Source organism: Salicibibacter cibarius (genome assembly GCF_016495725.1).
In the GTDB taxonomy this organism is placed as follows: Bacteria; Bacillota; Bacilli; order Bacillales; family Marinococcaceae; genus Salicibibacter; species Salicibibacter cibarius.
On sequence record NZ_CP054705.1, the window covers coordinates 229,880 to 252,799 of the forward strand.

17 protein-coding genes and 3 rRNA genes are annotated in these 22,920 nt (G+C 45.7%); 17 read left to right on the plus strand and 3 right to left on the minus strand.

Going from position 1 to position 22,920, the window contains the following annotated elements; all coding sequences use genetic code 11:
• The first annotated feature begins 62 nt into the window (after positions 1-62).
• From cwlD to HUG15_RS01260, 3 genes are all read left to right on the plus strand, one after another.
• Positions 63-767: an N-acetylmuramoyl-L-alanine amidase CwlD gene (gene cwlD / locus HUG15_RS01250; RefSeq protein WP_200126502.1), complete on the plus strand. Its 705-nt coding sequence runs from the start codon at positions 63-65 to the stop codon at positions 765-767.
• 89 nt (positions 768-856) lie between these two features.
• Positions 857-1,936, plus strand: coding sequence for an Mrp/NBP35 family ATP-binding protein (locus HUG15_RS01255; protein ID WP_200126504.1), 1,080 nt, complete (start codon positions 857-859; stop codon positions 1,934-1,936).
• A gap of 532 nt (positions 1,937-2,468) precedes the next feature.
• On the plus strand, positions 2,469-2,765 hold the full coding sequence (locus tag HUG15_RS01260; protein ID WP_211202318.1) for a hypothetical protein: 297 nt from the start codon (positions 2,469-2,471) through the stop codon (positions 2,763-2,765).
• Between the two features lie 28 nt (positions 2,766-2,793).
• On the opposite strand, the gene gerD is transcribed toward HUG15_RS01260, so the two are convergent.
• The gene (gene gerD / locus HUG15_RS01265; protein WP_211202319.1) at positions 2,794-3,447 is read right to left on the minus strand and encodes a spore germination lipoprotein GerD; all 654 of its coding nucleotides are present in this window, start codon (positions 3,445-3,447) and stop codon (positions 2,794-2,796) included.
• Positions 3,448-3,577: 130 nt separating this feature from the next.
• Between gerD and HUG15_RS01270 the strand changes: the two genes are divergently transcribed.
• Positions 3,578-4,180: a KinB-signaling pathway activation protein gene (locus HUG15_RS01270; protein ID WP_200126510.1), complete on the plus strand. Its 603-nt coding sequence runs from the start codon at positions 3,578-3,580 to the stop codon at positions 4,178-4,180.
• Positions 4,181-4,239: 59 nt separating this feature from the next.
• Complete coding sequence (locus tag HUG15_RS01275) at positions 4,240-5,532, plus strand: lysine N(6)-hydroxylase/L-ornithine N(5)-oxygenase family protein (RefSeq protein WP_200126512.1); 1,293 nt, start codon at positions 4,240-4,242, stop codon at positions 5,530-5,532.
• Between the two features lie 40 nt (positions 5,533-5,572).
• On the opposite strand, the gene HUG15_RS01280 is transcribed toward HUG15_RS01275, so the two are convergent.
• Positions 5,573-6,328, minus strand: a complete 756-nt coding sequence (locus tag HUG15_RS01280; RefSeq protein WP_200126514.1) for a polysaccharide deacetylase family protein — start codon at positions 6,326-6,328, stop codon at positions 5,573-5,575.
• Between the two features lie 107 nt (positions 6,329-6,435).
• On the opposite strand from HUG15_RS01280, the gene HUG15_RS01285 reads away from it, so the two are divergent.
• From HUG15_RS01285 to rrf, 4 genes are all read left to right on the plus strand, one after another.
• Positions 6,436-6,657, plus strand: coding sequence for a hypothetical protein (locus tag HUG15_RS01285; protein ID WP_200126516.1), 222 nt, complete (start codon positions 6,436-6,438; stop codon positions 6,655-6,657).
• A 285-nt stretch (positions 6,658-6,942) separates the two neighbouring features.
• A 16S ribosomal RNA gene (locus tag HUG15_RS01290) occupies positions 6,943-8,499 on the plus strand.
• A 197-nt stretch (positions 8,500-8,696) separates the two neighbouring features.
• A 23S ribosomal RNA gene (locus tag HUG15_RS01295) occupies positions 8,697-11,632 on the plus strand.
• Positions 11,633-11,701: 69 nt separating this feature from the next.
• Positions 11,702-11,818: ribosomal RNA gene (gene rrf / locus HUG15_RS01300) — 5S ribosomal RNA — on the plus strand.
• Together the 16S, 23S and 5S rRNA genes form the textbook arrangement of a ribosomal RNA operon.
• Before the next feature lie 428 nt (positions 11,819-12,246).
• Here rrf and HUG15_RS01305 read toward each other — a convergent pair.
• A complete protein-coding gene (locus HUG15_RS01305; protein ID WP_200128797.1) occupies positions 12,247-12,603 on the minus strand; it encodes an MmcQ/YjbR family DNA-binding protein in 357 nt (118 codons plus the stop codon).
• 245 nt (positions 12,604-12,848) lie between these two features.
• Here HUG15_RS01305 and HUG15_RS01310 point away from each other — a divergent pair, with 245 nt between their 5' ends.
• The 8 genes from HUG15_RS01310 (at position 12,849) to HUG15_RS01345 (ending at position 22,593) form a co-directional block, all read left to right on the plus strand.
• Positions 12,849-14,639 carry a S9 family peptidase gene (locus HUG15_RS01310; protein WP_200126518.1) on the plus strand — a complete coding sequence of 597 codons (1,791 nt, stop codon included), beginning with the start codon at positions 12,849-12,851 and terminating at the stop codon, positions 14,637-14,639.
• Positions 14,640-14,772: 133 nt separating this feature from the next.
• The gene (locus HUG15_RS01315; protein WP_200126520.1) at positions 14,773-16,065 is read left to right on the plus strand and encodes a methyl-accepting chemotaxis protein; all 1,293 of its coding nucleotides are present in this window, start codon (positions 14,773-14,775) and stop codon (positions 16,063-16,065) included.
• A gap of 358 nt (positions 16,066-16,423) precedes the next feature.
• Positions 16,424-17,368, plus strand: a complete 945-nt coding sequence (locus HUG15_RS01320; RefSeq protein ID WP_200126522.1) for a manganese-dependent inorganic pyrophosphatase — start codon at positions 16,424-16,426, stop codon at positions 17,366-17,368.
• A 504-nt stretch (positions 17,369-17,872) separates the two neighbouring features.
• Entirely contained in the window at positions 17,873-18,859 is a 987-nt protein-coding gene (locus tag HUG15_RS01325; RefSeq protein WP_200126524.1) for an NAD(P)/FAD-dependent oxidoreductase, read from the plus strand.
• A 129-nt stretch (positions 18,860-18,988) separates the two neighbouring features.
• The gene (locus HUG15_RS01330) at positions 18,989-19,222 is read left to right on the plus strand and encodes a DUF362 domain-containing protein (RefSeq protein WP_200126526.1); all 234 of its coding nucleotides are present in this window, start codon (positions 18,989-18,991) and stop codon (positions 19,220-19,222) included.
• 116 nt (positions 19,223-19,338) lie between these two features.
• Positions 19,339-20,604 carry a Rieske 2Fe-2S domain-containing protein gene (locus tag HUG15_RS01335; protein WP_246516451.1) on the plus strand — a complete coding sequence of 422 codons (1,266 nt, stop codon included), beginning with the start codon at positions 19,339-19,341 and terminating at the stop codon, positions 20,602-20,604.
• 16 nt (positions 20,605-20,620) lie between these two features.
• Entirely contained in the window at positions 20,621-21,823 is a 1,203-nt protein-coding gene (locus tag HUG15_RS01340) for a dipeptidase (protein ID WP_200126527.1), read from the plus strand.
• Between the two features lie 38 nt (positions 21,824-21,861).
• A complete protein-coding gene (locus HUG15_RS01345) occupies positions 21,862-22,593 on the plus strand; it encodes an SDR family NAD(P)-dependent oxidoreductase (RefSeq protein WP_246516452.1) in 732 nt (243 codons plus the stop codon).
• Positions 22,594-22,920 lie beyond the last annotated feature (327 nt).

A 22,920-nucleotide genomic window follows, 5' to 3' on the forward strand; every position in this document is an offset into this window, starting at 1 on the left:
GGGCATACGCCCGTCCCTTTTTTCATAGGATGGACTATCCCTTAGAAAAGGATGTTCTTTTTATGAAAAAAAAGATCTGGCTGGCCTCTCCCCTTTTGGCAATTGCTTTGATTGTCGGTATGTATAGTATTTTTTCCGTTGAGTGGTCAGAAAATACAAGTGGTCTACATTTGCCGTTAAGTGGCCAGGTGATTGTGATCGATCCCGGACATGGCGGCGTTGATGGGGGTTCGAGCTCCCGGGAGATGCTTATGGAAGATGATGTGGCACTAGAAATGTCTTTTAAACTTAGGGATTATTTACAATCAGCAGGTGCGCTTGTCCTGATGACGAGAGAAGAGGATGTTGATTTAGCTGCTCCTTCCACAGAAGGATTACGCAATCGAAAGGTGGAAGATTTGCAAAATCGGGTCCAATTGATTAACGAATCCGGCAGCGATTTTTTCATTAGTCTGCATCTGAACGCGGGTTCTGCGAATTGGAGCGGTGCGCAGACGTTTTATAATCCGGCTTTTACGGAAAGTCAAATGATGGCAGAAACTGTCCAAGGGGAATTGACACGGCAGTTGGAAAACACAAACCGAAAGGCTGCAGGCGTGAATAATATCTATATGCTTGATTCGACGGAAGTCCCTGGTCTGCTTATTGAAGCAGGTTTTCTATCCAATCCGGAAGAGGCCGCGCGTTTTGAAGATGAGGAATATCTCGACCAGATGGCTGCCGCCATCTATCAAGGATTGGCACGTTATGCTGTTGCTGAGGAATGAAAGTTCAGGCGTCTTTCTTAAATCCTATCCCCGAGGTGTGGTATACTGGGGGCATCCCTCGATATCAACCTCAAAGGAAGGTGTTTATTGTGTTACAAGAGCAAGACATTATGGATGTTTTAAAACAAATCAAAGATCCCGACCTGAAAAAAAGCATCGTAGAAACTGATGGTGTTCGGGATATTCGTATAAAAGACGGCGACAATGTGAGCTTGAAAATTGCACTGGCAAAAACGGGGACAGGCGCGCAAATGCAAGTACAGCAAAACATTGTTTCCGTTGTTAAAGAAGCCGGCGCGTCCCAAGTAGGGCTCCGGTTTGAGGAACTTTCAAAAGAAGAAGCCGCACAGCACGGAGATCCGGGAGAACAAGAAGAAGGCGACGGGGGTCTCTTGAGTGAAAATAGTCCGGTCAATTTTATTGCGGTAGCCAGCGGGAAAGGCGGCGTCGGAAAATCGACGGTTACGGTTAATTTGGCAGTGTCACTAGCTCGTCAGGGAAAGAAAGTGGGCATTATTGACGCGGACATATACGGCTTCAGTGTTCCGGATATGATGGGAATTGAAAACCGCCCGACCGTTGAAGGAGACAAAATACATCCTGTTGAACGCTATGGCGTGAAAGTCATTTCCATGGGTTTTTTCGTTGAAGATAATGCCCCGGTGATTTGGCGCGGGCCTATGCTCGGAAAAATGTTAACCAATTTTTTCAATGAAGTCACATGGGGAGACTTGGACTACCTCATTTTGGACTTGCCTCCGGGGACGGGCGACGTTGCGCTTGATGTCCATTCCATGCTTCCGGAATCTGATGAGATTATCGTCACGACGCCACACGCGACAGCAGCGTTTGTAGCTGCCCGCGCGGGTGCGATGGCGATCAAGAGCAACCATCGCGTGTTAGGGGTTGTTGAGAACATGGCCTATTACGAAAGCAAATCAGGGGAAAAAGAGTATGTATTCGGCCAAGGCGGCGGCGAACGTCTAAGCGAAGAGCTTAAAGCTGAATTGCTCGGCCAGATCCCGTTGGGCCAACCCACCATCGATGATGATGACTTTGCCCCTTCCGTTTATGAAAAAGAGCATCCGATCGGAAAAATGTATGAAAATATCGCGACACGTGTCATTGAGCGGAAAGAGGGCGCTCGCGTCAAATCGCCATTTGAATAAAAACGAGAAGGTGAGGCCGATGTGATGGCCTCACCTTTCCATGTTATTCCGATGGAAAGCGCCTGCTATTTCGATTTGAAAAGCGCGGGCGGCAAAGTAATCCCCCAAACGGAGGTCGAGCCGCTCTGAGAGGAACAACAAGCCGCGGCGGCTTGTATTGCGTAGAGAATGCAAAGTCGGCACAAATCCGTACGGCGAACAAACCTGGAGGTCAATGGAGACTTCCCTTGATGCCAGAACCCATGTCCTAGCTTCCTCTATGGTGCCTGCGGATCTAGAACGGGTGTTTCAGGAAGAAATTCTTGGCACACATCACTAATGCAAGGAGGCTTAATTACCCGATCATGAGGAAGACATTCGGTCGTCAACAACAGTTGTTTCTGGCCCCTAACCCGGACAATTGACCGCCTCATGGCGACCGGAAAAGCGGTCGGTTTTCGTTTTCGGTCGCCATGACCGCTTTATGACGACCGTAATGGCCTGAATCGAAAGCGTTCGGGCGTCATAGCCGCTTCATGGTGACCGAAAAGGCTTGTATCAAAGATATTCGGTCGGCATGGCTGCCTCATGGCGCCCGAACGAGCGATTGGCTTTTGTCTTCGGTCGCCATGACCGTTTCATGAAAACCGGGAGTCCTGCTTCGAGGGAAGATGTTCGGTCATGGACGAGAGTAATTGATCCCTTGACTCGGGCAGTGACCGTTTACCCTGGTTTGAAGTCCCAATCCAGGCTTCCGGTCGTCGGTGTGATCACTTATTTCAGCCATGCTGTACTAGTGCCGGCATTACCACAGGAGATGGCGAAACCTAAAACCATCAGAGGGGGGTAAAAAGAATGCCTCTGATGAAAGTTTTACTTTATCCACCTTCGCCACCACTTCCGCCGCTGCTGCCGTCTTCTTCTTGATCGCTGTCTTCCTGATTATCGCCGCCACCGTTACTTTCTTGTGAATCGCTCCCCTCCTGTTGTTGCTGTTCCATTAAGTCGGAAAGCTGTTGCTGGAAATTAGGGTTATCAAAGGCTTCCTCGATGGCGGTCTGCATCTCTTCCCGGAACGTTTTGCTTTTCAATAGTTTCACGTGTTCTTGTTGCATCTCCGGATCCTGCATAACTTCCATCATCATCTGTTGGTACTCCGGATCTTTCATTAAACGTTTTAAGATCGCTTCATTTTCTTGTTGCATACTTTTGGCGACGTTTTCTTGAAAGTCAGGCTGTTGCATGACTTCTTGAAAATATTGTTGTCCGTTTTCAGATGTCAACGTCGTCTGAACGGTATCTTGCACAAAATCTTGCTCCATGAGTATGGATGCTTGCATATCTTCGTCCGTTAAAACTTCCTCCAAAGCAGCTTTGCCGTCTTCGGTTTTTAACACATCGGTGACCATTTCCTTTGTATTTTCAAATTCTTGGGGTTCGTTCCCGGATGAGCCGCCCTGGCTTTGCAAGGCTGCGCAACCGGTCATGAATAATAAGAGCAAAATAAGAAAAAGCGCCTGCTTTACGCCCAATGCCATTCCCCCCTTTTTCTTTCTCCATACTACTATGAAGCATTCCGTGACAAATTATGCAACGACTGGTGTTTTGCGCGAGCGATTGATACAATCAGGATGGTGGAATTTAAAGTTAAGGAATGATTTTGTGAACTCCAGAAAAGTCGTTTTTTTATTTTTCTCGACGATGCTTGTAGGTGCCTTTGGAGGCGCACTCGTTGGCACTGTGCTATATGATCCGCTTTTTGCAGAGGGTGGCTTTTGGAACTTCATTTTCGGATTTATTTGGTTGCTAGGCGTTGGCGCGGCAGTAAGTGCTGTAGCACAGATGGGTTATTTTGCGTACTTGCTGTTAAACCGACTTGCTTTATCGCTGTTCAAGACGAAAAGGCTTTGGAACCGGGTACAGCTTTTTTTAATCGCTTTTGTTTTCTTTGATCTGTTCTATTTTCGTTATCTCGCCTATGCAACCGAGGGTGAAACGATTTGGGGCTATTTGCTAACGCCTACACTATTGCTCTTGTTTGCGGCGATTGTCGCGTATTTCAAACAACGGGAAACCCATCGGGGCGCATTCATCCCTGCGTTTTTCTTTATGTATGTCATTACGACGATTGAATGGGTGCCCGCACTTATTATTCCGGAAGTGAACGACAGCAGTTGGCTGTGGATTTATCTTGCGCCGTTGTTATTTGCAAACACGTATCAGTTGATGATGCATCATCGTTTGCAGCGCAACGAGCGAGTTTAGGCAATCGAGGGTTCGGGAAACATATGAGGAAAGCTTAAGCAGAAGGGGTCAAAGACACCATGGTAAAAGAGATTTATGACGTCATCGGCATCGGGATCGGGCCGTTTAACCTCGGACTTGCCGCCTTAATAGAAGAGGGAGCACCCGATTTAAAGGCCCGTTTTCTTGAAAAGGAACCGACATTTGAATGGCATCCGGGAATGCTGATTGACCAAACGGATTTGCAAGTGTCTTTTCTTGCGGATTTAGTGACCTTTGCCAATCCGAAAAGCAGATACACATTTTTAAACTACTTACATGAACATGGTCGCTTGCTTTCCTTTTATTTTCTCAAGAAATTCAACATCCCGAGGTTGGAATACAATGCATATTGTCGGTGGGTCGCCGATTGCTTGGCCAACTGTGCGTTCGGGCATGAAGTAACGAACGTTACCTATGATCGTGAACAAGCGTATTATGTGATCGAAGGAAAAAATACTGAGACGTTGTATGCCCGTCATGTAACGCTTGGCACGGGAAGCATCCCAATGGTGCCGCCGCCGCTTGAAGGGAAAACGAATGACGATATCATTCATTCGAGTGATTACTTATACCATGAAAAGGGGCTAAAACAATCCGGCCACATCACGGTCGTGGGCTCGGGGCAGAGTGCCGCCGAGATTTTCTATGACTTGTTAGAAGATCAAGAAAGATATGATTATGCATTGACATGGTACACGCGATCGCCGGGTTTTTTTCAATTGGAAGAAAGCAGCATCGGCCAAGAATTATTTTCGCCTGAGTATGTGGATTATTTTCATACTCTTTCTTATAAGGATCGCCAACAGGCGCTTGAAGTTTTGGATCCATTACGAAACGGCGTGCAGGAAAAAACGTTATTGAACATTTACGAGTTGCTTTATCACCGTTCCGTGGAACGAAAACGCTCATCGGCAAAGATCCAGGCGTTAACCGAAGTCAACGATGTCAGGGCTTCCGGGGACCGCTATCTCTTATCCTGCCGGCAATGGCAAAAAGATCAGAAATTCAGGCACCGGACGGATAAGGTCGTTCTCGCGACCGGATATAAACCGCTCGTTCCTGATTGGTTGGAGAAAATGGGAGATGAACTGGAGTGGGAAAGCGAAAAGGAATTTAAGGTCACGAGGGATTACCGCCTTGTTTTCAGAGATGAGCGCCCGAATCACTTATTTTCGTTAACGAACCTCGAGCACTCCCATGGAACGAGCGCTACCAATCTTGCCCTCTCCGTCAAACGAAATCAACATATTGTTAATTTGCTGACGGGAGAAGAAACGTATCCTGTTTATCGCGACAACTTGTTCCAGCAATTCATGGATGGCGATGGATAAGGGGAAGGCCGAACGACTGATGGGTTCGACCCGCCGTTCTCTATAACTCCTCATAATCTGTTTCTGCGCCGCTCATGAGCGCTTCAACGGAGGTCATGTTGTAATTCTCGTTTTGTAGCGCTTCAATAATATTAGGCAAAGCTTCAGCCGTTTGTTTTGCCGAATCAGAAGCGTCAAGCATAATGACATCGCCGGGACCTACGCTTTCCATTAAGTTCGCTACGATCCGGTCAACGCCGGGGTTTTGCCAATCCTTTCCGTCCGCTCCCCAATGAATAACAGAATAGCCCATTTGATCGGCGGCTTCCAGCACTTCCGTATCGAATATTCCTGACGGAGGACGGAAGAATACAGGAGACTCGCCCGTTGCTTCTTCGATCGTATTGTGGCCTTCCCGCATATCCCTGCGCATATCTTCATTTTCCTGATCGGGATATGGCTTGAATTGAAAGCCGTAGTTGCCAATGTCATGCCCTTCTTCCATCATCTGTTCCAGCAATTCCGTATGGCGTTCTGCCCACACACCTGACACGAAAAAAGCGGCTGTCGTTTCTGTTTCATGAAGGGTATCCAAAATGGGCTCCACATGCTCTTCACCCCAGCTGACATTAAAGGTGAGCGCAACCTCTCGTTCGTCCGTCTCCGCGCTGGAAAAAGCCGATGGTCCCTCCTCTTCGGTGAATACTGCAATAAATGGCTTTTCCAACAAAATTAAACAAGCGGCACAAAAAGCAATAGCCGCTATAAAAATGTACTGCGACCCTTTTCTTCTATTGAAAACCCAAAATTGTGCCAATCGTACATGTCCCTCCTCATAACCAAAATCGATTCGTTATACCTGGGATATATATATGCGAAGAAGGACAAGATATAACTAACAATTCTGCCAAAGAGGGGATAGCAATGTTTGGAATGGCTTTAAAGGAGAAGGAAGCGGAAGAGATCATTTATTTGTTAAAAAAAGAAATGGATGACGTGTATGAAGATCTTCAAGATTACTCTGTAGAAGGGTGTGTGAAGCGAGCGATTGAAGAAAAATATGCTCTTTTATTTAATGTCTACCGGAGAATGGTCCCCTTCACAGAGAGCATAAAATATGATCCGACGATAATGGAAAAAAGATAGATAAAAAAATTCTAAAACCCCCTTGCGCAAATTCTGTGTACATGATAAATTAGTAATCCGTTGCAGTCAGATTGATGATTACTTGTTTGGAAAAGGTTTGGAAGAAATAAAAAAATAATAATCTCTTATTGACATTACGATTGCACGGTGATATGATAATAGAGTCGCTTTAAACAGCGGCATCAACATTTGCCCATTGAAAACTGAATGAAAGCCAAGCGAACGAAAGAAAGAAGCAAGGAGTCAGCGCTTTGCCCACCCCCGTGAGCGAAGCGGAACTTAACATTTATGGAGAGTTTGATCCTGGCTCAGGACGAACGCTGGCGGCGTGCCTAATACATGCAAGTCGAGCGGGCCACCGGAGGTGCTTGCACCTCCGGCTGGTCAGCGGCGGACGGGTGAGTAACACGTGGGCAACCTGCCTTTGAGTTTGGGATAACACCGGGAAACCGGTGCTAATACCAAATCGATCCTTACTCGCGCCTGCGAGCGAGGAGAAAGACGGTCAATGGCCGTCGCTCAAAGAGGGGCCCGCGGCGCATTAGCTGGTTGGTGGGGTAAGGGCCTACCAAGGCGACGATGCGTTGCCGACCTGAGAGGGTGATCGGCCACACTGGGACTGAGACACGGCCCAGACTCCTGCGGGAGGCAGCAGTAGGGAATCATCCGCAATGGGCGCAAGCCTGACGGTGCAACGCCGCGTGAGTGAGGAAGGTTTTCGGATCGTAAAGCTCTGTTGTGAGGGAAGAACAGCTTTTGGAGGAAATGCCAAGGGTTTGCCGGTACCTCACCAGAAAGCCACGGCTAACTACGTGCCAGCAGCCGCGGTAATACGTAGGTGGCAAGCGTTGTCCGGAATTATTGGGCGTAAAGGGCACGCAGGCGGTGAGGCAAGTCTGATGTGAAAGGCCGGCGCTTAACGCCGGAATGGCATTGGAAACTGCCTGACTTGAGTACAGAAGAGGAGAGTGGAATTCCACGTGTAGCGGTGAAATGCGTAGAGATGTGGAGGAACACCAGTGGCGAAGGCGACTCTCTGGTCTGTGACTGACGCTGAGGTGCGAAAGCGTGGGGAGCGAACAGGATTAGATACCCTGGTAGTCCACGCCGTAAACGATGAGTGCTAGGTGTTAGGGGTTTCGATACCCGTAGTGCCGAAGCAAACGCAATAAGCACTCCGCCTGGGGAGTACGACCGCAAGGTTGAAACTCAAAGGAATTGACGGGGGCCCGCACAAGCGGTGGAGCATGTGGTTTAATTCGAAGCAACGCGAAGAACCTTACCAGGCCTTGACATCCTCTGACCGCCTTGGAGACAAGGTATCCCTTTTGGGCAGAGAGACAGGTGGTGCATGGTTGTCGTCAGCTCGTGTCGTGAGATGTTGGGTTAAGTCCCGTAACGAGCGCAACCCTTGAATGTCGTTGCCAGCATTAAGTTGGGCACTCGACATTGACTGCCGGTGACAAACCGGAGGAAGGCGGGGATGACGTCAAATCATCATGCCCCTTATGGCCTGGGCGACACACGTGCTACAATGGACGGTACAACGGGCAGCGAAGCCGCGAGGTGGAGCCAATCCCCAAAAAAGCCGTTCTCAGTTCGGATTGCAGGCTGCAACCCGCCTGCATGAAGCTGGAATCGCTAGTAATCGCGGATCAGCATGCCGCGGTGAATACGTTCCCGGGCCTTGTACACACCGCCCGTCACACCACGAGAGCCGGCAACACCCGAAGTCGGTGAGCGAACCCTTATGGGACGCAGCCGCCGAAGGTGGGGCCGGTGATTGGGGTGAAGTCGTAACAAGGTATCCCTACCGGAAGGTGGGGATGGATCACCTCCTTTCTAAGGAGCACCACGGCCCCTCGGTGAAGGGGCCGGAGGCCAAGCGCTTAGGCTTTCATTCAGTTTTGAGCGGGCAACTGCTCAAGTGGGAAAGGCGTTCTTTGAAAACTGAATAACGCGATAAAGCTTGAAACGACACACACCGGGTGTCAAAAAAGAAACGAGCGTTTCTTGGAAGAAAGGCCCATGCCTTGTGTGGTTAAACAAGGAAGGGCGCACGGTGGATGCCTTGGCACTAGGCGCCGATGAAGGACGGGACGAACACCGAAATGCTTCGGGGAGCTGTAAGTATGCTTGGATCCGGAGATGTCCGAATGGGGGAACCCCTTCTCCGTCATGGGAGAAGATCATCTGCCCAAAGGATTAAGCAGATGAAGGCAGACCCGGCGAACTGAAACATCTTAGTAGCCGGAGGAAGAGAAAGCAAACGCGATTTCCTGAGTAGCGGCGAGCGAAACGGAAGCGAGCCCAAACCGGACGGCTAGCCCGTCCGGGGTTGTAGGACACGCCATACGGAGTAAGAAAGGGGCAGTGTAGCGGAAGCGACTTGGAACGGTCCGCCACAGAAGGTAAGCGCCCTGTACGCGAAACACAGCCCTCTCCGGCGTGGATCCTGAGTACGGCGGGTCACGAGCAACCCCGTCGGAAGCAGGGAGGCCCATCTCCCAAGGCTAAATACGACCTAGTGACCGATAGTGAACCAGTACCGTGAGGGAAAGGTGAAAAGCACCCCGGGAGGGGAGTGAAAGAGAACCTGAAACCGTGTGCCTACAGGTGGTCAGAGCCCATTCAAGGGTGATGGCGTGCCTTTTGTAGAATGAACCGGCGAGTGACGATGGCGTGCGAGGTTAAGTTGAAGAGACGGAGCCGCAGCGAAAGCGAGTCTGAAAGGGGCGTATGGAGTACGTCGTCGTCGACCCGAAACCGTGTGATCTACCCATGTCCAGGGTGAAGGTCGGGTAACACCGACTGGAGGCCCGAACCCACGTAAGTTGAAAATTACGGGGATGAGGGGTGGGTAGGGGTGAAATGCCAATCGAACACGGAGATAGCTGGTTCTCCCCGAAATAGCTTTAGGGCTAGCCTCGGATGAGAGAGTCCTGGAGGTAGAGCACGGATTGGATGAGGGGTCCCCACAGGATTACCGAGTTCAGTCAAACTCCGAATGCCAGCGACTTGTTCTCCGGGAGTCAGACGGCGAGTGCTAAGATCCGTCGTCAAGAGGGAAACAACCCAGACCACCGGCTAAGGTCCCCAAGTATGGATTAAGTGGGAAAGGATGTGGCGTTGCTTAGACAACCAGGATGTTGGCTTAGAAGCAGCCATCATTGAAAGAGTGCGTAATAGCTCACTGGTCGAGTGACGCTGCGCCGAAAATGTACCGGGGCTAAATCCATCACCGAAGCCGTGGCCCGGCGCTCAACACGTTGAGTGCCGGGGGTAGGGGAGCGTTCTGTGTGCGGGGAAGGTCGACCGAGAGGACGGCTGGAGCGCACAGAAGTGAGAATGCCGGTATGAGTAGCGAAAAGAAGGGTGAGAATCCCTTCCGTCGAAAACCTAAGGTTTCCTGAGGAAGGTTCGTCCGCTCAGGGTTAGTCGGGACCTAAGCCGAGGCCGAAAGGCGTAGGCGATGGATAACTGGTGGAAAGTCCAGTACCACCGATGGCTGTTGGACCGAAGGGGGGACGCAGAAAGGTAGGGCGAGCGTGCTGCTGGAGTAGCACGTCGAAGCGACCGAGGCTGTTGGGCAGGCAAATCCGCCCAACGCGAAGGCTGAGGCGTGAGCGCGAGGGAATTAAAGTACCGAAGTCCCTGATCCTCCGCTGCCGAGAAAAGCCTCTAGGAAGGCCATGGGTGCCCGTACCGCAAACCGACACAGGTAGGTGGGATGAGAATTCTAAGACGCGCGGGATAACTCTCGTTAAGGAACTCGGCAAAATGACCCCGTAACTTCGGGAGAAGGGGTGCTCTTGCGGGTGATGAGCCCGCGGGAGCCGCAGTGACAAGGCCCAAGCGACTGTTTACCAAAAACACAGGTCTCTGCGAAGTCGAAAGACGATGTATAGGGGCTGACACCTGCCCGGTGCTGGAAGGTTAAGAGGAGGCGTTAGCCGAGAGGCGAAGCGTCGAATTGAAGCCCCAGTAAACGGCGGCCGTAACTATAACGGTCCTAAGGTAGCGAAATTCCTTGTCGGGTAAGTTCCGACCCGCACGAAAGGTGCAACGACTTGGGCACTGTCTCAACGAGAGACCCGGTGAAATTATATGACCTGTGAAGATGCAGGTCCCCCGCGACTGGACGGAAAGACCCCATGGAGCTTTACTGTAGCTTGATATTGGGTTTTGATATGGCTTGTACAGGATAGGCAGGAGCCTAGGAAGCCGGAGCGCTAGCTTCGGCGGAGGCGCTGGTGGGATACTGCCCTTGCGATATGAAAATCCTAACCTCGAACCGTGAGCCGGTTCAGGGACAGTGTCTGGTAGGCAGTTTGACTGGGGCGGTCGCCTCCTAAATGGTAACGGAGGCGCCCCAAGGTTCCCTCAGAATGGTTGGAAATCATTCGCAGCGTGCAAAGGCAGAAGGGAGCTTGACTGCGAGACATACAGGTCGAGCAGGGACGAAAGTCGGGCTTAGTGATCCGGCGGCCCCGCATGGAAGGGCCGTCGCTCAACGGATAAAAGCTACCCTGGGGATAACAGGCTAATCTCCCCCAAGAGTCCACATCGACGGGGAGGTTTGGCACCTCGATGTCGGCTCATCGCATCCTGGGGCTGAAGTCGGTCCCAAGGGTTGGGCTGTTCGCCCATTAAAGCGGTACGCGAGCTGGGTTCAGAACGTCGTGAGACAGTTCGGTCCCTATCCGTCGCGGGCGCAGGAAATTTGAGAGGAGCTGTCCTTAGTACGAGAGGACCGGGATGGACACACCGCTGGTGTACCAGTTGTTCCGCCAGGAGCATAGCTGGGTAGCTACGTGTGGATCGGATAAGTGCTGAAAGCATCTAAGCACGAAGCCGACCTCAAGATGAGATTTCCCGCGAGACCCCTTAAAGACGATAAGGTAGATAGGTCTGGTGTGGACGCGTGGCGACACGTGGAGCTGACAGATACTAATCGGTCAAACGGTTTATCCACCCATGGGTCACCCGGAAGCCGTCGGTCAAGCTTAAGCGTTATTCAGTTTTGGGAGAATGGCTCCCACGGTCAGGTGACGATAGCGAAGAGGCCCCACCCGTTCCCATGCCGAACACGGACGTTAAGCTCTTCAGCGCCGATGGTAATCGGGCGGCAACGCCCCGTGAGCGTAGGACGTCGCCTGGCAATGACAACCAAAAACACCCGCTTGTTCCTGAATCAGGAATAGGCGGGTGTTTTTTTGTTAAAGTGACAGATTATATGGCGAAAATGACAGATTCCGCGGCAAAAGTGACAGAATAATTGATCCTGTGTACGACACGTGTTGTGCCGATTTTAAAACGTTTGTCGTATGTATGGCTAGCGATAGGCGACACAAAATCGATGCTGGGCACCTGTCATTGGTTGTTTTTTCCGTTTATAGGTGCCATGAGCTGCTCATGACACCTATAGTTGGTGTAATCATCTTTTTACAGGTGTCATAAGTGATTCATGGCACCTATGATTGGAGGATTTCTCTTCTTAACGGTGTCATACTAATGAAATTCAGGCATACACGGGTGTTTTTATTAATGTGACAGACTTTATTCTTTCAGATTTAGTGGGAGAATTATTCATTTAGTTAAATTAAAGCTTTGCTCAATTGAGTTATAAATTTCACCTTTTGGATCGGTACGATCTAACACAAACGAAATCCAATGTTCTTTGTCCATATGATAACCAGGCAAAATATTTTGTCCGTTTCTTAAACCCCCGATTAATTCAGGAGGACATTTTAAATTCAGAATATCTATTTCTTCTTTTCCATCTAATCCTAATTTTTCTGGGAATACATTCATCACGAGACCATACCATTTTCGATTGGTTGTATGTCTCAAAACAGCATAGTTTGGAAATTTCTTAAACGGATAATCAGGCGATGTACCATATTTTTCTTTAGCATGCTTGAAAATATCTTCTCTAGTTAACATATTGGGCAATTCCTCCAACTGTTGCTTTTTCATCCTTCTACTACACATTTAGCCTTACCCTAATAGAAGAAATGCCAGTACATATTGTTCCCTACTTAAGAATAAAAAAAACTCTTTTATGAAGCAATCAAATTCAGTGGGGAGAGTTTCCGCGATTTTTATTGGCATCGCATCTTTTTACAAACGTGTACTCCGGATCGAAGCTGTTGTACAATAGAAGGAAACAGCCAAGCGTGGTGCTTTCAATGGTCGATCATGAAAAAATCAGCGAATTTTTACAAGTGGCGAAGGTTTCCAGCCCGGCGTTTGCACCGGATGGAAACACGTTATCGTATATTACCGATGCGGAGACAGGGCTCCCGCAATTATGGGCGTACGATTTCAAAACAAGGCGCAAATCGCAAGTGCTTCAAACGGATGATCGCGTGATGTTTGTGAAACATCTTCCGGACTCCGCCGCGCGTATTATCGGTATGGACGCAAATGGAAATGAGCGTAAGCAGCTTTATATGGTGGATGGCCAGCATACCCTTCATCGACTGACGCTTGATGACGATGCGATTTATCAGTATGGCGGAGCATCTTCGGATGGTCGCTGGGTCGCTTGGGCCAGTAACGAAAGGCACAAGGCCTGTTATGATCTTTATATTGCCGAGGTTGAGTCCGGAAATATTCGCATGGTCTATGAGAGCGATGCCGCGACGTATAATATTATGGCTTGGCATCCGGACGGCAAACATTTGCTTGTCCAGGAAAAGTTCACAAATCTTTATAATTGCTTGGGCTTATTGGATATTAGCGGAGGTAATATCAGGTGGCTCACGTCCCGCCGGATACATGCCTCCTACACAAATCCCAGGTTTAGCAAAGACGGAAAAACGCTTTATATCTTAAGCAACCAAGATCGGGAGTTTAAGTCACTGGCTCAAATTGACATGGAGAGCTATGAACTGACGTGGTTAAGCGAACACCATTGGGATGCAGGGAATTTGACGATAGACGAAAAGGGAACGCAACTCGCGTATACGACAAATGAAGGAGGCGTTTACCGAGGTTGGCTGTATAACTTGCAAGACCATCGTGTTATCGATTGGGAAGTCGGAATGGGAACAATCGAGGGTTTAACATTTAATGCTGACGGAACGCAACTTGCGTTTGTTTTCAATGGGCCGACGTCAACCGCGGACGTATGGACGTTGGACACCAATCATTTAAAAATAAATCGGCTTCACTGTACGTCAACAACGCCCTCCTTCGAAAAAAGCCTTCGAAAACCAACCCTTTATAACATACATTCATTTGATGGTCTTGAGATCCCCTCTTTTCTTTATAAGCCAATGAATCTTGATGAGCAAGCGCCGTTGGCATTTTGGGTACACGGAGGGCCGGAAAGCCAGACGAAAGCCGAATACCACCCGGTTATTCAATGTTTGGTGAACCTCGGCTATATCGTCTGCGCGCCCAATGTTCGCGGCAGCCGCGGTTATGGGCGGACGTACATTCATTTGGACGACGTTCGTAAACGAATGGATTCGGTTCAAGATCTCGTTGAAATCGCAAACACTTTGAAAAAAGAACCGGAGGTCGATGAACATCGGGTGGCCGTCATCGGACGCAGTTATGGCGGATTCATGGTGCTTGCTTCGCTCACGCATCATCCGGATGTATTTGACGCCGGTATCGCGCTTGTTGGTATTTCCAGTTTCCGAACATTCCTTGAGAACACAGGGCCTTGGCGTCGAAAACTGCGTGAAATCGAGTACGGGACGATTGAAGAAGACGGTGCGTTTTTTGATCAAATCGATCCCATACATCATACCGACCGTATGACCGCGCCATTACTTGTCTCCCATGGTGCCAATGATCCACGGGTGCCGATCGCGGAAACCGAGCAAATGATCGCTGACCTCAAGAAAAGAAACCATCCCATCGATTACATCCGTTTTGAAGATGAAGGCCACGGCATCGTGAAAATGAAAAATCAAATCACAGCATATTCGCGGATGGTCAATTTTCTAGATACGCGATTATCATAGGCAGCCAAATGTGGCTGCTTTATTTTTTTCATCAAACGTTTAATTAATTGCAACAAAAGCATCAGATAGGCTTGCCGTTTATATATAAATAAAGTAAGATAATAGGTAAAAAGAAGGATAAAGGTGAGCATTAATGAATAGAAAACGCTTTCGTTTTGGCATTCGCAGAAAATTAATACTGGGTGTGACCGGGATATCATTGATTACATATGGTGTGAGTGCGATTTTTATTTTTTTTCTATCTGATTTCTTCACGGCTCAATTTGGCATTTCCGAAGATGGAATGATATTAGCCGTTCTTCTGCTTGGGTTGATTTGGAGTGCGATTTTTGCCTATCTGCTCGCGCCGGTCATTACAAAACCGATCGCCCGTGTGACGGATGCCGCGAGAATAACAGCGGATGGCAATATTCAAGCGGAGATTCCCGTAACAAAGTCCGATGACGAACTTCGTGAACTAGCCCTTGCCTTCAATGATATGAGTCAAAATCTGCGTGTGATCGTGCAAGAGATCGATGAACATTCCAAAGGCACTCACGCTCAAGCAGGTGAGTTGTCAACGTCTTCGCAAGATGCCGCTAGCCGAACGAAAGACATCACCTATACGGTAGGGGAGATTGCAAACGGATCTGAAAATACGGCGCAGGCGATCCAATCCATTGCGGAATCGATGGAGGATATGACGAAAATTGCCGATGATGTCAATGACCGAGCGACGTCTTCAAAAGAAGCATCGACGGAAATGGTAACGATCCTAAAGAAAAGCCGTGAGAATACACTTTCACTTTGGGATGGCATCAATGAAATTGAGAACCGAAGCGAGCAATCGTTAGAAGCGATGGGCAAACTTGAAGAAGGGGCACAGAAAGTCGAGGAAATCATAAATCTTGTCGGCGACATTGCAGACCAGACGAATTTGCTTGCCTTGAATGCGTCGATAGAAGCGGCGAGGGCAGGAGAACATGGCAGAGGGTTCGCAGTGGTCGCCAATGAAGTCAGAAAGCTCGCGGATGAAAGTTCGGACGCCGTTCAAAACATCACATCATTGATTAAAAGTATTCAAGATGATGTAAGCCGGGTTTCGACAGAGATTCAAACGCAAGTGGAAATATCCGGGAAAGAAGCTTCCAAAGGGAAAAACACAAAAACGGTGATCGACCAGTTCGTATCTTCCTGTACCGATGTTGCCAAAGCCGTCGATGCGATCACGCAGCTCGTCGGGGAGCAAAGAGAAGCAATCCAACAAACCTCCCAACAGTCACAGGAAGTGGCGGCAATTGCAGAACAAACATCTGCCGGTGCCCAACAGGTAACGGCGGCAAGCGAATCTCAAAACGAAATGATCAGTGCTTTTGCACAAGCGGCATCAACTTTAACGACACAAGCAGATGATTTGCGAAAGACCACTTCGAAATTTTCGGCTTAATTTCCGTATATCCCGGGGGGTCAGAGGTCGGAAAAGGAAGGGGAAATGAACGTCCGATTTCTGGTTTTCCGATGTATGTGTTCCGGAAAAACGGGCGGCAAATGCCCCTATTGAAGACAAAAATTTGGTATCTTCCGTTGTTTGTCCTGCATATTGGAAACGTTTCACTGGTGTCGGTGTGTCACAGCACTTGAAGGTTTTAGCCGATTTCCTTACTCAGAAGGAAAGTCCCTCTGATGGAAGTTTCACTTTATCCTGGAGGGATATTGTCTATCACAAAGAGAGATGTTATTCTTCTTAAGAAGGAATACTCGCAAAACGTCGAAACACGACAAGGGAATATCAGGAGGTTATTGGATTGTCTAAAGTACTTGTGACTGGTCATAAAAATCCGGATACAGACTCGATTTCTTCGGCCATTGCTTATGCTTATTTGAAAAAACAACTAGGTGTTCATGCACAAGCGGTTCGAATTGGTGAGGTAAATAAAGAAACGGCGTATGCCCTTCATTATTTTCAAGTCGACCCGCCTGTTTTTGCTGATGAGGGTGTCAGACAGGATGTCGAGGAAATCATTCTCGTTGACCATAATGAAGCGCAACAAAGCATAGACGACAGGGAAAAGTATAACGTCGTCGAGGTGATTGACCATCACCGTATCGCTAACTTTGAAACGATGGCTCCTCTCTACTACCGCGCAGAACCTGTGGGATGTACGGCCACGATTTTGTTAAAACTATTTAAGGAGAACAATGTAGATATCCCGAAAGATTTAGCAGGGCTTATGATGTCTGCCATCATTTCCGATTCATTGTTGTTCAAATCACCGACGTGCACGGATGAGGATGTTCAAGCCGCCAAAGAATTGGCGAGAATTGCAGACACGGATTTGGAAAGCTATGGATTGGAAATGCTCAAAGCCGGTGCCGATATGAGCGATAAAACGCCGGATGACCTGTTAACCATAGATGCTAAAACATTCGATGTCGGCCCTAACAAGCTCGAGATCGCACAAGTCAACACGGTTGATGTAGAAGATGTGCTTGAAAATAAAGATCTCATTTCCGATCGAATGAATGAAATTATCCGGGAAAAACAATTATCGGTTTTCATGTTCGTCATCACCGATATTCTAAATAGCGATTCCACCATCGTCGCCAGAGGTGATGATAGCAATAAAGTGGAATGTGCTTTTGATGTAAGCCTAAATGATGATACGGCGGTGTTAAAAGGGGTTGTTTCCCGTAAAAAACAGATTGCTCCCGTTTTGATGAAGGAATTCTCTGCCAAGACAAATGCTTAAAGTTTTAATGGAAGCAAAGCAAACCGCTCTGTATGGAAACAGGGCGGTTTGTTTTTGATTATATGTGGATTTAAATAAAGTCGTAGCGCTTGAAAAAAGATGCACTGTTTTTCTATGAACACAATGGCATCGTTCAAATACGTCACGCTTTGCCAATTTCGCCCGCTTTGATGTTCCATTCCATTTGTTGTCACGCTTGACCGCAAGTTTAAATACCTGTGTTTCTCCAGAAATATGTGATAAAATCATACATTTATTATTGTAATATATCCAAGATGCTCATATGTTAAGCGATAAAATGTATGCTTTTATCTATTTCTTTACATTTTTTAATTTTTCTTGATTTAAGTTAGTAATCATCACTTATCAATTTAAAAAAAGAAACGGTAAAGCACGGTAAAGTTTCTTAATGTGAAACAATGCTATTCACATTCTTTAGATATGGTATTATATTAAAAATAAGCAATAAAATATCTGTTTATTTTAGGAAGTGTGATAAGATTTATGAATCGAGATGATATTTATGACATTACCATCATCGGCGGTGGTCCTGCTGGATTGTTTACCGCTTTCTACGGGGGGATGCGCCAAACAAAAGTGAAAATTATCGAGAGCATGCCACAGTTGGGAGGTCAACTTTCTGCTCTTTATCCTGAGAAGTATATATACGATGTTGCCGGTTTTCCAAAAGTTCGCGCTCAAGATCTTGTAGATGATTTGGTCGAGCAAATGCAAATGTTTGAACAAACTGTCGTGCTCGATCAATCCGTAGAAACAGTAAAGAAGCTGAATGATGAGACGTTTCGTATTGAAACGGATAAAGAGACCCATTATTCACGGACGATTATTATTGCCGCCGGTGTAGGGGCATTTCAGCCCCGAAAACTTAAAATTGAAGAGGCAGAACAATATGAAGGTAAAAATCTTCATTATTTCATTGACAATCTGGGCACATTTAAAAATAAAGACGTCCTTATTTGTGGAGGCGGAGACTCTGCCGTTGATTGGACACTTATGCTCGCTAATGACGCAAACGTCACCCTTACACATCGTCGTGATAAGTTTCGCGCTCACGAGCATAGCGTCGCCGAGTTGCAATCGGCTCCCGTCAAAATGCACACCCCTTTTGAAGTAAGTGAAATACGAGGCAATGGTGAAAAAATTAACCAGGTCATTCTTCAGGAAGTAAAGGGAACCGACCAAAAAGTGGTTGACGTTGACAACGTAATCGTCAATTATGGGTTTATTTCATCGCTTGGTCCTATAAAAACATGGGGTCTCGATACAACAAAGAACTCTATCATCGTAAACTCCCGTATGGAAACAAACATCAAGGGAATCTATGCTGTGGGAGATATCACCTCCTACGACGGCAAAGTGAAACTCATTGCTACTGGATTTGGGGAAGCTCCAATAGCCGTTAGCAATGCCAAATCCTATATGGATCCTAAAGCACGCTTACAACCAGGACACAGTACGCATATGTTTTAGTATGTAATGACCGCTTGATAAAAAATTTTTATTTAGGAATGTACAAAAACAATCAAAAAATCATGGGTTTTTGAGGTGGTCTTGAATTAGATAGAATTCTCATATATATTTCTCTGGAGGTGAGGAAAAATGCCATTTGTTATTACATCACCCTGTGTTAAAGAAAAAAATGGTTCTTGTGTAGAAGTGTGTCCCGTGGATTGCATCGAAGAAGGAGAGGATATGTTCCATATTGATCCTGAAGTTTGTATAGATTGCGGAGCATGTGAGCCAGTGTGTCCGGTTGAAGCTATTTATCCTGACGATGAGGTCCCTGAAGAAGAGGCAGATTATATTGAATTTAACCGGGCTTACTTTTCGTGAAGGCGTATTTATTGCTAGCTAAAAATTATAATTTTAAAAGAAAATTGTAAAGTATATTATATGAGATAATGTATAGTTTCATTATATGAAACGAAAATAACTATAAGTGGGTGAGAATGTTGTTAAAAAAAGAAGATAATCAGTTATTGACTGAAACGAATGAAGATAAACCTTTAGGAGAAGTATTTCGGCAGTATTGGATTCCAGCATTAACAAGCCCTGAAATTGAAGCTGATGGAAAGCCTAAGAGAGTCAAATTATTAGGAGAAGACTTAGTAGCATTTAGAGATTCAAACGGAGATGTTGGATTAGTAGACGAAGCTTGCCCTCATAGAGGAACCTCTCTCTACTTTGGTATTAATGATGGCTGTGGTCTACGGTGTATGTATCATGGATGGAAGTTTGATACGGAAGGAAATTGTGTAGAACTTCCTTCTGAAGAAGAAACGAGTAACTTCAAAAATTCAATTAAATTGAAATCATATCCAACCTATGAAATAAACAATATAATATGGACATATATGGGGCCAGAAGAGAAACAACCTCCTTTTCCAGACTTCTATTGGATGCACTTACCACAAGAAAACCTGATGATCGAAAGAGCTTGGCAAGAATGTAATTATTTGCAGGTTATAGAAAATGATCTGGATTTTGTTCACGCTGCTTTTCTTCATAAAGCTCATGGTCAACAATCCGTTGAAGAGGGAGCTTTGAGTACTGATCTAGGTATTGATCCTGACCATCCATTAGTTAAAAATCCACCCGTAAAACAACATGTTGAAAATACAAACTATGGGAAAAGGTGCATCGCTGTGGGCGTTGGAAACGAAGAAGAGAATGCATTTATGGAAATTCACTATATCTTTCCCTTCTATACCTATCCTCCGAGGTTCGAAGGAGAAGATGGTATGTGGCATGCTTTTATTCCCCGGGATGACCATAGTACTTGGGCTTGGGATGTACAATTTTCGCATGATAAGCCCATTAATAAGGAAGTTCAACACGAACGAAGAGGATTAGAGCTAGATGAAGACTTTAAAAAATTGCGGAATATGGATAATGAATACGAACAAGAATATCAATTAAAAAAAGATGCTAATATGACAGGAATCAGAGGGATAGCTAATCAGGATCACGCAGCTACAGAGACTATGGGTACAATAGTAGATCGATCAAACGAACATTTAGGTACAAGTGATAAACCTGTCATCCAAATGCGTAAAATTTTAATGCGTCAGGTGAAAGAGCATATGAATGGTAATGAACTATTGAAACATGATAATCAAACTTTAAAAGATTTATATAGTGGTGGTTTATATGATGATAAGCATAAGGGATGGGAAGAGGCGTTACCACTAAATCCAAAATATAAAATTAAATAATTGGGCAGGTGGAAAAATGCAACAAAAAAATTATTCCAAGTACGAATCTTTTTCTTATCTTGAAAAAGATAAAGATTTTAGGCAGTTTGTTTTGCCTGGTAAAGAGCGCTGGGCAGAAACAACACATATTCCATTAGATCGCAGAGAGGAGGAGTTATTAAGCTCAGTCTTTAAGGATAATATTACTATTTCCATGAGAGATCATGGCTTTATAGCACCGGATATAGAAAAAGATATTCTTCAATATTGTAAGCAATTGCACACTATATATGATTACGAAGGACTCTCGTGGTCCGGCGTTGATGTTATTTTTGAAAATTTCATGGATGGAATAGCCATTAACAGCTCAGCAAATGGCCTTAAATGGGACGATGTCATTTATAACCTAGGAATAAGGTATGCTGATATAGCTAAACAAGAAACAGTGTATATAGCAACAAATACTAATGAAATAAATTTGGCTCAAGAGAGGAACAAAATTGCCCTTGTTCCTTCTCTTGAGGCGGCTAATATCATCGAAAATGAGGTTGATAGGGTAGACATACTATATGGATTTGGAATAAGGTGTATGGGGATCACTTACAACGATTCGAATACACTAGGTGCTGGTTTAACAGAGGAAAATGACGGAGGGCTAACAAATTTTGGAAAAAAAGTAATAGAACGGATGAACAAAATTGGTATGTTGATAGATATCTCTCATTGTGGGGATAAAACAAGTCTTGATGTGATCGATACTAGTGATAGTCCTGTCCTAATCACTCATGCAGGGGCGCGAGAAATATGGAACACTCCAAGGATGAAGTCTGATGAAGTATTACAGGCATGCGCTAGGAATGGTGGGGTAATTGGAGTGTGTGCAGCGCCTAATACAACACTTTCTAATCGTGATCCGAACCACCATACCATAGATTCAGTTATAGATCATATTGATTACCTCATTAATTTAGTTGGTGTTGAGCACGTAGGATTAGGATTAGATACTTTTTACGGGGATCATGGTGCAATTCAACATGCTTTTGATGATATGTTATCTATTGATGTATCACATAAAGGAACGCAGCAAACGGAGTCAAATTATGTAGTCGGATTAGAAAATCCAACGGAAGCCACCAAAAATATAGCAAAATATTTAATAAAAAATGGACATGAAAAAGATCATATAGTAAAAATTCTTGGAGAAAACATATATAGGGTTTTAGAAAATAATCTTCGATAATGTTAGGAGGGCCTAGAATCTTAGATGGTTATGGACGAGTGGCTATTATTACTGGTGCTGGGCAAGGATTAGGTCAATCAATTGCTTTAGAAATGCTTGATGAAGGAAAAAAAGTAGTTTTTGTAGATAAAAGCAAACAGAAATTGCAGAAATTGGATGATGATATTGATGAAGATCTTAAAAACAAAACAATGTTTTTGACTCTGGATGTTAGGGATAAAGATGCAATTCATGACGCTGTCCAAAAGATCATTACAAAATGGGGAAGAATTGATATTCTGGTAAATAATGCAGGGATTCGAAAATCAACAAAAGTTGAAGATATATCATTAGATGAGTGGGAATCCTTGATTTCTGTAAACCTAACAGGTTCTTTCCTATTTGCACAAGCTGTTATAAACATCATGAAAGAACAACAATGGGGCCGCATCATTAATATATCGTCCTTTGCAGGTCAGTATGGTCCCCTCACTTCAGGAGCTCATTACGCTTCTTCTAAAGCTGGTCAATTAGCACTAACAAAAATTTTGGCTCGTGAACTAAGTCAAGACGGTATTACTGTAAATGCGATAGCCCCTGCTATTATACAAAGTCCAGAGATGGAAAAGTTAGATGAAAAAGAATTAGACGAGATAATACATAACATTCCAGTTGGACGTATTGGAGAACGAGAAGAAGTATCTAAATTAGTATCTTATCTTTGCTCTGAAATATCTGTATACATTACCGGTGCTACTTTTGATATTAATGGAGGATTATTGATGCGTTAAGGAATCCAAAGGTGATTCCTCTACCTTCGCCAAATATGTAAGCGCTTCCTATGCCGAAGATAGTTCATTTGAAAAATTGGATATTAATTAAAAAGATGTTTCACATTATGAATTTAAGCACTTGAAATTAGAATAAAGTGACATAAAATAAAAATATATATTAAGGTTCCTAAAATTAAAATCATAATGACACTATGTAGATGGAATTAAATTTTAGGGGAAACGAAGAGGTTGGAGACTTGTTTCGGACTTTGTTTAAGTAAGAAGGGTATGTTAAATAATCTGATGCATAAATTGTTTTTATATTAACAACTTAACTACAATGGA

Bases quoted from the DNA above. Each gene is read 5' to 3' on its own strand.
- cwlD (WP_200126502.1), top strand. From the start codon at position 63: ATGAAAAAAAAGATCTGGCTGGCCTCTCCCCTTTTGGCAATTGCTTTG.
- HUG15_RS01275 (WP_200126512.1), top strand. From the start codon at position 4,240: ATGGTAAAAGAGATTTATGACGTCATCGGCATCGGGATCGGGCCGTTT.
- HUG15_RS01285 (WP_200126516.1), top strand. From the start codon at position 6,436: ATGTTTGGAATGGCTTTAAAGGAGAAGGAAGCGGAAGAGATCATTTAT.
- HUG15_RS01305 (WP_200128797.1), bottom strand. From the start codon at position 12,603: ATGTTAACTAGAGAAGATATTTTCAAGCATGCTAAAGAAAAATATGGT.
- HUG15_RS01310 (WP_200126518.1), top strand. From the start codon at position 12,849: ATGGTCGATCATGAAAAAATCAGCGAATTTTTACAAGTGGCGAAGGTT.
- HUG15_RS01315 (WP_200126520.1), top strand. From the start codon at position 14,773: ATGAATAGAAAACGCTTTCGTTTTGGCATTCGCAGAAAATTAATACTG.
- HUG15_RS01325 (WP_200126524.1), top strand. From the start codon at position 17,873: ATGAATCGAGATGATATTTATGACATTACCATCATCGGCGGTGGTCCT.
- HUG15_RS01330 (WP_200126526.1), top strand. From the start codon at position 18,989: ATGCCATTTGTTATTACATCACCCTGTGTTAAAGAAAAAAATGGTTCT.
- HUG15_RS01335 (WP_246516451.1), top strand. From the start codon at position 19,339: ATGTTGTTAAAAAAAGAAGATAATCAGTTATTGACTGAAACGAATGAA.
- HUG15_RS01340 (WP_200126527.1), top strand. From the start codon at position 20,621: ATGCAACAAAAAAATTATTCCAAGTACGAATCTTTTTCTTATCTTGAA.